10 protein-coding genes are annotated in these 14,388 nt (G+C 47.0%); 6 read left to right on the forward strand and 4 right to left on the reverse strand.

Annotated features, from left to right (window positions below; translation table 11 throughout):
* Window positions 1–112 precede the first annotated feature (112 nt).
* Entirely contained in the window at window positions 113–1,867 is a 1,755-nt protein-coding gene (gene dnaG, locus ACE1SE_RS02310) for a DNA primase (protein WP_374052473.1), read from the reverse strand.
* A gap of 114 nt (window positions 1,868–1,981) precedes the next feature.
* A complete protein-coding gene (gene rpsU, locus ACE1SE_RS02315; protein WP_001144069.1) occupies window positions 1,982–2,197 on the reverse strand; it encodes a 30S ribosomal protein S21 in 216 nt (71 codons plus the stop codon).
* 406 nt (window positions 2,198–2,603) lie between these two features.
* Here rpsU and tsaD point away from each other — a divergent pair, with 406 nt between their 5' ends.
* Window positions 2,604–3,641 carry a tRNA (adenosine(37)-N6)-threonylcarbamoyltransferase complex transferase subunit TsaD gene (tsaD, locus tag ACE1SE_RS02320; protein ID WP_374052474.1) on the forward strand — a complete coding sequence of 346 codons (1,038 nt, stop codon included), beginning with the start codon at window positions 2,604–2,606 and terminating at the stop codon, window positions 3,639–3,641.
* Window positions 3,642–3,812: 171 nt separating this feature from the next.
* Here tsaD and ACE1SE_RS02325 read toward each other — a convergent pair whose 3' ends face one another.
* Together ACE1SE_RS02325 and ACE1SE_RS02330 are read right to left on the reverse strand one after the other, a co-directional pair.
* Entirely contained in the window at window positions 3,813–5,060 is a 1,248-nt protein-coding gene (locus ACE1SE_RS02325; protein WP_374052475.1) for a vWA domain-containing protein, read from the reverse strand.
* Between the two features lie 169 nt (window positions 5,061–5,229).
* Window positions 5,230–6,207, reverse strand: coding sequence for an AraC family transcriptional regulator (locus ACE1SE_RS02330; protein ID WP_374052476.1), 978 nt, complete (start codon window positions 6,205–6,207; stop codon window positions 5,230–5,232).
* A 462-nt stretch (window positions 6,208–6,669) separates the two neighbouring features.
* On the opposite strand from ACE1SE_RS02330, the gene ACE1SE_RS02335 reads away from it, so the two are divergent.
* The 5 genes from ACE1SE_RS02335 to ACE1SE_RS02355 are packed head-to-tail and all read left to right on the forward strand — an operon-like array spanning window position 6,670 to window position 14,386.
* On the forward strand, window positions 6,670–8,829 hold the full coding sequence (locus tag ACE1SE_RS02335; protein ID WP_374052477.1) for a thiamine pyrophosphate-dependent enzyme: 2,160 nt from the start codon (window positions 6,670–6,672) through the stop codon (window positions 8,827–8,829).
* 15 nt (window positions 8,830–8,844) lie between these two features.
* The gene (locus tag ACE1SE_RS02340) at window positions 8,845–10,383 is read left to right on the forward strand and encodes an indolepyruvate oxidoreductase subunit beta family protein (RefSeq protein ID WP_374052478.1); all 1,539 of its coding nucleotides are present in this window, start codon (window positions 8,845–8,847) and stop codon (window positions 10,381–10,383) included.
* A 23-nt stretch (window positions 10,384–10,406) separates the two neighbouring features.
* A complete protein-coding gene (locus tag ACE1SE_RS02345; RefSeq protein WP_374052479.1) occupies window positions 10,407–10,826 on the forward strand; it encodes an acyl-CoA thioesterase in 420 nt (139 codons plus the stop codon).
* Between the two features lie 50 nt (window positions 10,827–10,876).
* Complete coding sequence (locus tag ACE1SE_RS02350; RefSeq protein WP_374052480.1) at window positions 10,877–13,237, forward strand: bifunctional salicylyl-CoA 5-hydroxylase/oxidoreductase; 2,361 nt, start codon at window positions 10,877–10,879, stop codon at window positions 13,235–13,237.
* 9 nt (window positions 13,238–13,246) lie between these two features.
* Entirely contained in the window at window positions 13,247–14,386 is a 1,140-nt protein-coding gene (locus ACE1SE_RS02355) for a cupin domain-containing protein (RefSeq protein ID WP_374052481.1), read from the forward strand.
* Window positions 14,387–14,388 lie beyond the last annotated feature (2 nt).

Consider the following 14,388-nt stretch of genomic DNA (forward strand, 5'->3'; position numbering starts at 1 on the left):
CGATAGTTTCAGCAAACCATATTAGGGAGATAAGCCTATATAAGTAAGCCAAATAGTATAACCTCCAAGTTAATATAATCTTGAAAGAATATAGCCTTGCTGAGACAGACTCTTATTTCCTCGCACCAGATACCGTAATTAACCGGACTTCTTCACGTTCTTCTGGTGTCAGGCCTTCAGTTCTCTCTTTAGCCATTAGAAAATTAAAACGTTCATCAAGTGCTGACGCAAAAAGATGGTTCAGTGCATCGCTGAAAGTTTTTTCAGCAATCTCTTCTATTTGTATATCGTTCCATGCAGCGAGTTTTTCAAGCTGTTTAGCGTACTTATTATCGCGATATTGCTCCAGCAGTTGCCCGGTGGTTAAACCTGGCTGCGCAAGGCACGTGTCGACAAGCTCTATGAATAATGGCAGTCCTGCTATCTGAGTAGAAAACATTCCCTGTAATGGGGGAACTAATGTCGCTAAATGCGGATTTTGTACCAGCAATGCGATCAGTATGCGCATTGTTGTGGGTTTCAGTTTTAGCGTTTGATCTGGACTTGTATGTTTTTTGACTTGTTTTGCCAAAATTAGTTCCAAGTATGTTATATCAGGTGCAGCCAAACCAAACAGATTGCTAAATTCTTTGAGCAGATGACTTCGTAATGTTTCTCCTGGCACCTGGGCGATAAGTGGCATCGCAAGCGTATTAAGCTTGGTTGAACCTTCCGGAGTACTTAAATCAACCTGCAGCAATAGTGATTCGAACAAAAATGCAGATAAGGTTAATGCTTTTTCCATTCTCTGCTCGAATGTTTCCCGTCCTTCTTTGCGAACCAATGAATCAGGATCTTCGCCATCAGGCAAGAACATAAAACGTAATTGCCGACCATCATTCAGATAAGGCAGCGCTGTTTCTAATGTACGCCATGCGGCATCACGACCTGCACGGTCACCATCGTAACAACAGATGACATTATCGGTTGTCCTGAAAAGTAACTGAACGTGTTCGGCTGTCGTGGACGTTCCCAGCGAAGCTACGGCATAGTCAATACCAAATTGGGCTAGCGCAACAACATCCATATAACCTTCAACCACTAATAGCCTTGTCAGGGTATTGTGGCTTTGCTGCGCCTCATAAAGGCCATATAACTGGCGGCCTTTATGAAAAATTTCTGTTTCCGGCGAATTCAGGTATTTGGGCAATTCATTTCCCAGCACCCTGCCACCGAATGCAATCACGCGACCACGGCGATCACGAATGGGGAACATCACCCGCTCACGGAAACGATCATAAATGCGGCCATTGTCGTTCGTGACCAGCATTCCTGCGTCGTCTAACTGTTTGCGCTCTTCCGCATTATGGGCAAACCGCTTTAAGATGTTATCCCATCCCGCAGGCGCAAAACCAATGGCAAAACGCTGGATGATCTCTTCACTGAGCCCACGTTGAGCCAAATATTGTCGGGCTGATTGGGCACCGGGAGTATTCAGTGAATGCTGATAGAAACTATTGAGCTTCTCCATCAGTTGGTAAAGATTTTGCCTTTGGTGACGTTCGATTTGACTGCTGCCGGAACCTGCTTCGTAGGGAACTTCCAGCCCATGCATTGCTGCCAGTTCTTCGATGGATTCGACAAAGTCCAGCCTGTCATAATTCATTAAAAAATCAATGGCATTGCCATGAGCTCCGCAACCGAAGCAATGGTAAAACTGCTTATCACCGTTCACAGTGAATGAAGGGGTTTTTTCGTTATGAAAAGGACAGCACGCTTGATGGTTTTTGCCTTTCTTTTTCAAAGGCACCCTGACATCGATCAAATCAATGATATCGGTTCTTGCTAATAAGTCATTGATAAATGCGCGTGGAATTCGTCCAGCCATAAGCCCTTTTTCGCCTGTTGATGAACGAGAATAAGCCGCGCTTCCTTTGGGAAAGCACGGCCTTTAACTGCATTAGTCTGTTAATACAATCACTAAGCGGATTGACCGCGAAGATTAGTACAAACGAGTGCGGCGTGCGTTTTCGCGAGCTAGCTTCTTAGCATGACGCTTAACAGCAGAAGCTTTAGCGCGTTTGCGCTCAGTCGTTGGTTTTTCATAGAACTCACGACGACGAACTTCTGCTAATACGCCTGCTTTCTCGCAAGAACGCTTGAAGCGACGCAGTGCTACGTCAAATGGCTCGTTTTCACGTACTTTAATTACTGGCATGTGCCTCTCACCTCAATAGAAATCGGGTTTGTCGCTGGCGTGATAGTGCCAGCCGTCTTTAAAATGGTGCGGAATTTTACTTCAATGAACACGGCCTTGTAAAGTGCCGAGGAAAATTGAAACCGATAACGCCACGGGTTACTGGCTGCTTTTTTGTACGCAAAACAAACAGCCTGGTGTCGGCGTTATTAACATTAACCACACAGGATATTCAAGTAGGGCATTGATTATAGACTAAACAGAAAAAATAGCCAGCATGTAATAGACTCAGTGGCGAGAATGTTGATATGGAAAGCGTGTCGGCAGAGAATTTAACAATAGATGGTGTTACACTGTTGCGCGTTGAAAGGAATGCGAATGTATATGACCAAACAACGAGACGTAAGATAACGAGACGAATAGTGCAATGCGAGTTTTAGGTATAGAAACGTCCTGCGATGAAACCGGAATCGCAATTTATGACGATAAAATCGGTCTGCTAGCCAATCAATTATACAGTCAGGTCAAGCTACATGCTGACTATGGCGGCGTTGTGCCTGAACTGGCGTCCCGTGATCACATTCGTAAAACGGTTCCTTTGATTCAGGCGGCTTTGAAGGAAGCGGGTCTGACGAGTAAGGACATTGATGCAGTTGCTTATACTGCCGGACCGGGATTGGTTGGTGCGTTACTGGTTGGAGCAACTATTGGGCGTTCACTGGCGTTTGCATGGGATGTACCTGCTATTCCCGTGCATCATATGGAAGGCCATTTGCTGGCACCGATGCTGGAAGAGAACAGCCCTGAGTTTCCTTTTGTTGCCTTACTGGTTTCAGGCGGTCATACCCAGCTTATTAGTGTGACGGGTATTGGTGAATACAAACTGCTGGGCGAATCCATTGATGATGCTGCCGGCGAGGCTTTTGATAAGACAGCAAAATTGCTTGGTTTAGATTATCCAGGTGGGCCAGTGCTTTCCCGTATGGCGCAGCAGGGGCAGGCGGGACGTTTTATTTTCCCACGCCCGATGACCGATCGTCCGGGATTGGATTTCAGTTTCTCTGGCCTGAAAACGTTCGCAGCTAATACGATCCGCGATAACATTCATGGTCATAATATGGCTGAGGATGAGCAAACCAAAGCGGATATTGCCCGTGCATTTGAAGATGCAGTCGTGGATACACTGGCAATTAAGTGTAAACGAGCATTGGAACAGACGGGATTCAAACGTCTGGTGATGGCAGGCGGAGTGAGTGCAAACAGAACTTTGCGTACCAAAATGCAGGCAACGATGGCAAAGCTGGGAGGCGAAGTTTTCTATGCCCGACCTGAATTCTGTACTGATAATGGGGCAATGATCGCGCTGGCTGGCATGATCCGTTTGCAAGGGGGGACTGCCGGTGAATTAGGTGTAACGGTGAAAGCACGTTGGCCGTTGGCAGATCTTCCTGCTTTGCAAAAGTAATAATAAAAGACGTTGCTTGATATGGGCTGAGTGCTATTTGCTACTCAGCCTTTTGATTATTGAAATACGGCTCCAAATGCAAGAGCGTTTTTCCTGTTGTAGAAAATAATCCTGACGCGCTGCGCTTGTCTTCTTGGTGTTACCGGGCTATAACCCGGTAACCATTCATAACTACAGTATTCGTTCGGTGGCTGCGGCGTCGAGCCAGTCCTTAAATTCTGTCAATAACAGATCGTACAGTGCGTCTTCTTTTATCGTTGCAAAATTGTCGATTGCGAAGAAATGGGTATTATCCAGACGGCGATCGGTAAAATTATCGAGTTTTTCGAGTATTCCGTAATTCGAGCCGCCCAAACCAACAAACTTCCAAAAAATGGGGTAATTTGCTGAACGTCGGATGGCTTCCTTTATTTGACGGGTTTTACTGATGCCACCGTCTGTAATAAACACGACATAAACAGGTAATGCGCTATCTTTAAAATAGTCGATAATTTCTTCCATGACTGGCGGCTCATTATTGGTAGCGCCAAGGCCGGGGAGGATTTCCCATCTGGAGGGCTTTATGGCAGTCTGTATTGTATGGATATAGTCATCAAGGTTATCAAGGGTTACGTCCTGATATTTTTTGTGCCGCTCGGCAAAGCCCCAGACATCCATTGAGCCGTCATCGTCAAATTGCACAGCCAATACTGCAATACGATCCAAAACCGCCTGAACATTTCCTTTCTTGAATTGACCTCTCATCGATCCTGATGCATCAAGAACAAATGCAACCCGAGCTTTGATTGATTGTAGGTTGTGTTTACTCAGACTGATAGTTGCATTCTTGGCAAGGTTTACGAGGCGTGGCGCTTTATCCTGTAGTTTTTTCTCAAGGCTGATAGTTGGAACAGAAGGTGGATTACTTGAAGGCGCAGGTTGTTCCACATCGACACCAAAATTCACCGCCAAAGGCTCCAGCCCGCCATTGAAACCTTGCCCGAGAGCACGAAGTTTCCAGTTGCCGGAATGTCGGTAAATCTCTGCAATAATCATGGCCTTTTCTGTTCTGCCTGCTGTTGAGACCGTAAAGGTAGCAATATCTTGCGCCTCAAATTTCAATTGCTGAAGACCGTCAACTGAATCCGGGCCGTCTATCACCAGCGTGATAGCAATTTTGCTTACATTGGCATCTATTTTTGTCAGATCCACCGTGATAATACTGCCTTGGTGAGATGCCTCCAAAATCAGGCTGTTATCTGCGGCTGCGGGATTATTGTAAAAATAGAAGTCACTGTCTCCTCTGACTTTCCCATTGGCATTTAACAGAAAAGCCGAGGCATCCACCTCACTGCGAAAAGAAGGTGTTGCAGGGTAAGAGAGAGTGAATCGGAAGTAAGTTTTAGATAAAACGATATTTTGTCCTGCCTGAAGATCCATACATGCTGTCCTTTTAAGTACGTAGGGGATATTCCTTTTACTATGTTAATCACCATTTGGATATTCAATCCAATACTGGACAAGTTTAATAAATTAAACATTCAGCATATATTAATAATTTGTGAAGATGGTCACAGGTTAGAACAGGATTTGGTTGTCAGCTATGGCTTCATCCGCGTTTCAGGCTTTTACTTGGTGTCTCACCATAGCGGGCTTTATATTCTGCGCTAAAGCGCCCCATATGGGCGAATCCCCAACGCAGGGCGACGCCTGTGACGCTGGTGGCTTCTCCAGTCAGGAGTTCCGTGCGCACATGTTCCATACGCAGGTCACGTAAATATTGCATCGGGCTGATATTCAGAAACTCTTTGAAGCCGGAATAGAGACTGCGCAGGCTGACGCCTGCCACCTGAGCGAGCTGCTCTACGGTTATTGGCTCGTGGGCGTGAGCCTGCAAATATTCCTGAACTCGCCGTACATGCCGTGGGCGAATGGAGCATCGGCGGTTAGTGGGTGCTTCACTGTAATTATGTTGATGGATGGACAGCAGGGTAACGGAAATCAATTGTTCTATTTGGTTGGTAATCAGTTTGTGTTGCAAAATATCAGGCACTTGGGTGGTGCATTCCAGAATATAAGGCATCAAACAACGCCAGGCCTGACAGCGTTGCCATTCAAATCCCAGTTCAAATATCAGTGGTTGATCCATAGGGTGCCCCAATTGACCAACAAGCGTTCTCTCCAGCAAGGAGCGGGAGATCCTGACCATAAACTGGTCATTATCGGCATTCCAGCGCATGGAAGTGTGCTGATTTGGGCTGAGAATGGAAGCCAGATTGGGAGTAGAATCAAGACGTTGGTCGCCGCTTTCAATACCCGCACAGCCAGCCAGCGGCATCTGGATAAGAAAGAACGAATCCAATTCTCCTGGGGTGATTTCAACGCTGGCACCATAACGCAATCGGCTCATGGAAATATCCCCAAGTGGAATATAGTGCATTTTGGCGTCTATCTTTTGATTGTTGCCCAATATAGTTAGTTGATGAGGCTGCATGACCCGCCCGACCATAGATTTAACTTCATCAAGATCGTTGGATGAAAAAAGTAAATGTTCCGGCGAATTGAGATGCTCCCCAATTTTTGTCACCGCATATTTAGGGTCTGAACAGTTTGAAGTTGAATATCTTGATTCTGTTCTTTTAAAGTCAGTGTGCTTTGATTCAGTATTTTTGGATCCAAAATAGTAACGAGACCACGAATTGCTCATAATGTCAGATACCTCTAGCCAGTCATATTATTGTTATGATGTATGAGATATCCCGCTAATAACGTGTTTATTCCCTGTTTTGCTTATTCGGGATATAAAAAAATAACAGTATTAACCTTATTCAATTATCTGATAACAGTATCCACATATTATTTAAATGAAATATATATGATTATGAATATATTTATGATGGGTACTCTATATCCGCCATATCCGCCTGCTGCGCGCTTTATCCAAACACTGCATAAATCACAATTACATGACAAATCATGCATTGACCGTTAATGAAAACCCGAATTACATAAAAGATAACTAAAAAGCGTTAAAGCGTGTGAGGTAAGCATGGCTGAACGATCATTTGTCGAGGAAGTGAAAAAATTACGTCTGAGCCAGGGCGAAGTTTTCAGTGGTGAAGGCATACTTGCCGTGACAAAAGCACTGCTGGAATCGGGTGTGACATATGTGGCTGGCTATCAGGGGGCACCGATTTCCCATTTGATGGATGTGTTGTTAGATGCACAAGATATTTTATCTGAATATGGCATTCGCTTTGAAAACAGTGCCAGTGAAGCCACTGCTGCTGCAACGCTTGCCGCTTCCGTTAATTATCCACTGCGTGGAGCCATCACGTTTAAATCGACGGCTGGCACTAATGTTGCTTCGGATGCATTGGCAAATCTGGCCTCGGGAGGCGTGATAGGGGGATCACTGATTATTGTCGGTGAAGATTATGGTGAGGGTTCTTCCATTATGCAGGAGCGCAGCCATGCTTTCGCGATGAAATCCCAGATCTGGTTACTCGATCCACGCCCCAATCTGCCTTCGATTGTACAGGCGGTGAAGATGGGATTTGAACTATCGGAAGCCAGTCATACGCCAGTGATGTTACAGATGCGCATTCGTGCCTGCCATGTGCATGGCAAGTTTATATGTGAGAAAAATCACTCATCAACGTTCATGATTCAGGATGCGTTGGAAAACCCGATGCGTGATCTCAGCCGTATCGTTTTGCCGCCCGCCAGTTTTCTGCATGAGAAAGAGAAAATACAAGATCGCTGGCCTGCAGCAGTGCGCTTTATTCAACAGCATAAGCTGAATGAGTTTTTCGCTGAGCAGGCCGATGATGTCGGCCTTGCCCTGCAAGGTGGATGCTATAACACCGTGATCCGTGCCTTGAATTTGCTTGGACTGGCGGATGTTTTTGGCAATAGCCAAATCCCGCTGTATGTCATGAATGTCGCCTACCCGTTGATTGATGAAGAGTTTGAACGTTTTTGTCATGGCAAACGGGCAATTTTAGTGCTGGAAGAAGGTCAGCCCAATTTTGTGGAGCAGAATGTCGCCAATATTTTGCGCCAGCGTGAGATAGCGACTCGATTACATGGCAAGGATTTACTGCCGATGGCGGGAGAGTACAACACGGCTATCGTGTTGTCGGGACTTCGTGCTTTTCTGGAACGTTACGGCAAAATTGCAACGGAAAGTGCAGTGTCTGCCTGTCAGGTACGTATCCCCGCTGTCACTTTACCGATAAAAGATCCGTTGGAAGATGCGGTTCATATCCGCTCCCCCGGATTTTGCACCGGTTGTCCGGAGCGCCCAATCTTTACAGCGATGAAATTGATTGAACGGGAATTGGGGCAACATCACATCAGTGCAGATATTGGTTGTCATTTGTTTGCTATTTTGCCGCCATTTAATTTGGGCAATACCACGATGGGGTATGGATTGGGAGCAGCAAGTGCGGCAGCACTAAATACGCCGGTGACGAATAAACGGGCAATCGCAGTGATGGGGGATGGTGGATTTTGGCATAACGGCTTAACCAGTGGCATAGCTAATAGTGTTTTTAACCGCAGTGACAATCTGACCATCATTGTAGATAACAGTTACACCTCCGCGACCGGCGGGCAGGATATTCCCTCGTCAACGGCGTTAAATTCCTATCGCAGTACCGGTCATAACATCGAAAAAGCTGTCAAGGGTGTTGGGGTGAAATGGGTACGCACGATCAAACGTACCTACGATCTCAAAACCATGATCAATACCTTACGCGAGGCACTGACAACAGGTAAGCACGGGCCAAAAGTCCTGATCGCACAGAGTGAGTGCATGTTGAATAAACAACGGCGTGAGAAGGTAAAGGTCAGAGGAGCGATTGCGGAAGGGAAGCGGATCGTCCGCGAGCAATTTGGGGTTGATCCTGATACATGCACGGGCGATCACTCCTGTATCCGTTTGTCGGGTTGTCCTTCTCTATCGATTAAACCGAATCCTGATCCATTGCGTACCGATCCGGTGACAACAGTATTAAATAGTTGTGTGGGCTGTGGGTTGTGCGGGGAATTATCTCACGCGGCCGTGTTGTGCCCTTCTTTCTTCAAAGCACGGATCATTATCAACCCCAATCGTTGGGATCGGCTGATTCATCGTGTTCGCAAAGGGCTTATCGGCTATTTGCAACGTCGTGATGTTAAACGTCGTAATCAATATGATTTTTAAGAAGGGGTTATACCTATGCCAGCATCCACCCATTCTTCGCTAACGAATTCACCTAAACAGCCGATCAAAATTGCTATTCTGGCGATGGGAGGTGAAGGCGGCGGTGTACTGGCTGATTGGATCGTGACTTTGGGGGAAGTGAATGGCTATTTCGCTCAAACGACTTCCGTACCTGGCGTAGCCCAGCGAACTGGGGCAACTATTTATTATGTCGAGTTGTTCCCTGGTGCTGATGACCCTGAAGTACCGACACCGGTGTTGGCACTGATGCCGACTGCCGGTGATGTGGATATTGTGCTGGCTTCGGAATTGATGGAAGCCGGACGTGCTGTCCAACGTGGTTTGGTGACACCGGATCGCACTACGTTGATCGCATCAAGTCATCGGGTATTTTCGATGGAGGAGCGTTCGGCGATGGGAGATGGCCGTGTGGATAGCGGGGTATTGATCCGACAATCCCGACAAGCTGCGTTGCGTTTTATCCATTTTGATATGGCGAAGATAGCAGAGAAGAGTGGCAGTGTGATCAGTGCAGTATTGTTTGGGGCGCTCTGTGGTACGGAGATTTTACCGTTTAACCGTAATCAGTTTGAAACGGCGATCATCAAGAAAAACGTAGGGATAAAGTCCAGTTTGCAAGCCTTTAGTTTGGGATTGAGTCGAACTCAATCGGCGACAGAATCAAAAATGGCCGAAAAAACAGCACCAGAACCTCCTATATTGGACAATAAAGTCAATGCCCTACTGTTACATATCCGACAAAAGTTCCCTGCCTGTATCCATAACATAGCCATTGAAGGTGTCAGGCGCCTGATTGATTATCAGGATCTAGCCTACGCTCGTTTGTATCTTGACCGATTACAACGTCTCATTGAGCAATCGATGAAACCTGTTGAGCGATTACTGAGTGAGCAACTATTAGGTGAAACGGCTCGTCATTTGGCGCTGTGGATGGCTTACGAAGACACCATGCGGGTAGCAGATCTCAAAATTCGTGCCGGTCGATTCGAGCGTGTCAGGAAAGAAATGCGGGTGGGTAACGGTCAACTGGTCGAAATAAATGACTTTCTGCATCCCAGAATGGAAGAAATCTGTGACACCTTGCCGGCAAGTATTGGGCGTTGGTTGTTTCGTCCTCATTTCGTCAATCGTATGGTGGCGAAATTATTCAGCCGTGGGCGTGTGATTACCACCAGTTCCATTCGGGGATATCTGTTGCTTTATATGCTGGCGAGTTGGCGTCGAATGCGTCGCTATACGCTGCGCTTTCAGCATGAAACGGTACGTATTGAAGAGTGGCTACGGCGAATTGGAGTAACAGCAACGCGCGATCCCGCACTGGCAGCGGAAATTGCCCAATGTCAGCGCTTGATCAAGGGATATGGTGATACTTACTCCCGCGGCTCAAACCATTTTCAAACCTTGATGGCAATTGTTGATCACCATCCGCATGACTTATCTCCCGCCAGCTTGCGGCAACTACGTGAAGCTGCATTAGCGGATGAGCAGGGTGACCGATTACGTGAGTGCCAACAGCGTCTCTCTTTATATTAAAGAACCTACCTAAGGAGTCTGCAATGAGCCTGCTCAGTTTTATACAGCCCCATAAGATCCGCTTTTCTGAATGTGATCCGGCGGGGATCGTCTTTTATCCCCAGTATTTCGTGATGTTCAACAACTTACTGGAAGATTGGTTCGATGAATTAACGTCAATGGGATATGCCAACTACATCGCCAAACACCGTTTTGGGTTACCGACGGTTCATTTGGAGGCGGAGTTTAAGGCCATTAGCAGAATGGGTGATCAGGTCTGGCTGGAATTAGGTGTGGAGAGAATTGGCAAAAAGTCATTGACGCTGATTCAACGCTGCGTCAGCAAAGAAGGTGAGTTGAGGATGAGCGTAACCCAGACTTATGTCACCACTTCACTGGATACCCATCAAGCTATTCCGATACCCGACGAATTTTACTATGCGTTAACTGAACAGATGCCTTAGCTAAATAGGCAATTGCATAGGGTAGATATCGTGCGGCAGGAGAATAAATTATGAATATAAGAGGTAAGAATACAGTAATCGGTAAAAATACAGTGACCGTCAGTGGTAAGAATATCGTATGTATTGGTGGTGGGCCGGCTGGATTGTATTTCGGTCTGCTGATGAAGTTACAAAATCCTGATAATCATGTCGTGGTGATCGAGCGTAATCGTCCGTATGACACCTTTGGTTGGGGAGTGGTGTTTTCGGATGCAACGTTGGAAAATCTGCATCTGGCTGATCCTGTGTCGGCTGAAATTATCAGGGAGGAGTTTAGCCGTTGGGATGATATCGATATCCACTTTAAGGGAACCGTAAATCGTAGTAGTGGTCATGGATTTATTGGCATTGGCCGTAAAAAACTTCTGAATATCCTGCAAAACCGCTGCCACGAAGTCGGGGTTGAACTGCTGTTTGAAACCCAGGTTGAGGATGAGCAGGAGATTGCCCGCAAATATCAAGCTGATTTGCTGATCGCTTCTGATGGGATCAATAGCCAGATCCGTACCCGTTATGCTGAATTTTTCCAGCCTGATATCGATCAACGCCATTGCCGTTTTGTCTGGTTAGGGACGCATAAAGTTTTTGATGCATTTACGTTTCTGTTTGTGGAAACCGAATATGGTTGGTTTCAGGTTCACGCCTATCAATTTCAGGAAGGGCTGTCGACTTTTATTGTCGAAACGACGGAAGAGACCTGGCTGGCCGCAGGTATCGACACAATGTCACAGGAAGAGGGCATTGCCTATTGTGAAAAAATATTCGCCCCGTGGTTGGATGGACATAAATTAATCTCCAATGCAACCCATTTGCGGGGAACGGCTATTTGGATACGTTTTCCCCGCGTAATTTGTGCTAACTGGGTACACTGGATCAAGCCAGAAGAAGATAACGGCAAAAATATCCCCATTGTGTTAATGGGAGATGCTGCCCATACCGCCCATTTTTCCATTGGCTCCGGCACAAAATTGGCATTAGAAGATGCGATTGAACTGGCAAACAACTTAAAAGCCCATCAGGGGAATTGGCAGGCGGGTTTATCCGATTACCAGCAATCGCGTAGTGTAGAAGTGCTGAAAATCCAGAATGCAGCGCGTAATTCAACGGAGTGGTTCGAAAATGTTGCCCGCTATGAAAGTTTTTCGCCCGAACAATTTGCTTATTCATTGCTGACACGTTCACAGCGCATTTCCCATGAAAATCTGCGCTTGAGGGATCGGGCATGGCTGGAAAATTATGAGCGCTGGTTTATCCAACAATCTCACCCATTCTCATCACTGACTCCACCCTTGTTGACACCTTATCAGGTACGGGGCGTGAGCTTGAAAAATCGGGTTGTTGTCTCTCCTACGCTGCTGTACAGCGCCGTGGAGGGAATTCCGGGTTCATTCCATCTGGTTCATCTTGGTAGCAGAGCATTGGGAGGGGCGGGTTTGGTGATCGCTGAAATGACGGCCATTTCTCCGCAAGCACGTGTCACTCCTGCTTGTACAGGATTATGGAATGAGCAGCAAGTGCTGGCATGGAAGGCGATCACCGATTTTGTCCACCAGCACTCCGATACGCTGATAGGGATTCAATTGGGACATGCGGGAAGACGGGGATCAACCCAACTGGGATGGGAACAACCTGATCACCCTTTACCGGAGGGTAACTGGCCCTTGGTTTCAGCATCGGCCTTGCCTTATTTAGTTGGGGTTTCACAAGTACCGGCGGCGCTGACTAAGACGCAAATAGCAGAAATTATCGAGCAGTTTATTGCTGCGACCCACCGTGCCATCAAAGCCGGTTTTGACTGGCTGGAGATTCAGGCCGCTCACGGTTATCTGCTCTCCAGTTTTATCTCTCCGTTAACTAACCAGCGCGATGACGAATATGGCGGTTCGCTGGAAAACCGACTTCGCTTCCCGTTGGCCGTTTTCAAGGCGGTACGTGAGGTTTGGCCGGCTGATTTGCCGATATCTGTGCGTATTTCTGCCACGGACTGGCTGGAAGGAGGAACGACGGTTGATGAAGCCGTAGAGATTGCCCGTTGTTTCCGTGCAGCCGGAGTGGATATGGTGGATTGTTCCACAGGGGAAGTCTCTGCAAAGCAGCAGCCGGTTTATGGACGTATGTACCAGACGCCGATGGCTGATCGCATTCGTAATGAAGGCAATGTGCCGGTTATTGCAGTTGGTGCGATTACAGATGCTGATCAAATTAACAGCATCATTGCTTCTGGTCGTGCTGATCTCTGTGCCTTATCCCGCCCATTCTTATCTGATGCGGCCTGGCTACTACATGAATGCGCCAGATATGGCTGGACGGGTATCGATTGGCCGAAACCTTATCTTTACGGCAAAGCGCAATTGATTAGAAAACAACTCTAGGAGATACCCATGTCTCAACAAGAAAATATCCAGATTCATGATCAATACCGGGAAGATATTCTCGGCCGTGCCAATGTTGCCGATAGCCCTGAACTGCTGGTGTATTATCGGGAGTTGGTTAAATACAAGACAGGGGCACTCTGGACAATCGCCAATAAAATAGAACCTTGGCAACCTAAATCCGCCTCAGTGCCGGTACTTTGGCGTTACCGTGATCTGCGTGATTACGTTCTAAAATCTGCCGATTTAGTTACACCAGAAAAAGCAGGCCGCCGTGTGGTCTATCTGAACAATTCGGGAGAGCCAGGAGCCTCGACCGCTGTTGGCTTGCTCTATTCCGGTCTCCAGACGATGCGGCCAGGTGAAGCGGCATCGGCACATGCCCACTCCTCTTCAGCCTTGCGTTTCATCATGGAAGGACGTGGTGCTTACACCATTGTTGATGGCCAGAAAATGTCGTTGGGAGCGAATGATTTCGTCTTAACCCCTAATGGCACCTGGCATGAGCACGGTGTTGATCCTGATGGCTCGCAATGTATCTGGCAGGATGGTCTGGATATACCGCTGGTTAACATATTGGAGGCGGGTTTTTATAAGGTGCATCCTGATTTGCGTCAGGCAGTGACTGAACCTGTGGACTCTTCCATTGCACTTTGGGGTGCCCCTGCTTTGCGTCCACAGAATGTTGGCTGGGATAAACCTTATTCCCCGCTGTTCAGATACCAATGGGAGCCAACTTATGAAGCCTTGCAACGTTACGCTCATGTTTCAGAAGGATCGCCTTTTGATGACATTTTGATGCACTACTCCAATCCGCTAACAGGCGGTCATGTGATGCCAACTCTCGGTGCCAGTATGCAGTTATTGCGCCCTGGTTTTGTTGGCAAAGCACATCGTCATACTGGCAGTTTCATTTATCAAGTGGCGAAAGGAAAAGGTTATTCCGTGATTGATGGTCAACGATTTGACTGGCAGGCGCGAGATATTTTCTGCGTTCCTTCGTGGGCATTTCATGAGCATGTGAATGCTTCACAAACGGATGATGCTTGCTTGTTCTGTTTTAACGATTTGCCGGTTATGCAGGCATTGCAATTGTATTACGAAGAAGCCCTGTCTGATAACGATGGGCACCAACCAGTGAGAGGATAAGA

Source organism: Xenorhabdus taiwanensis (genome assembly GCF_036512875.1).
GTDB classification, from domain to species: Bacteria; Pseudomonadota; Gammaproteobacteria; order Enterobacterales; family Enterobacteriaceae; genus Xenorhabdus; species Xenorhabdus taiwanensis.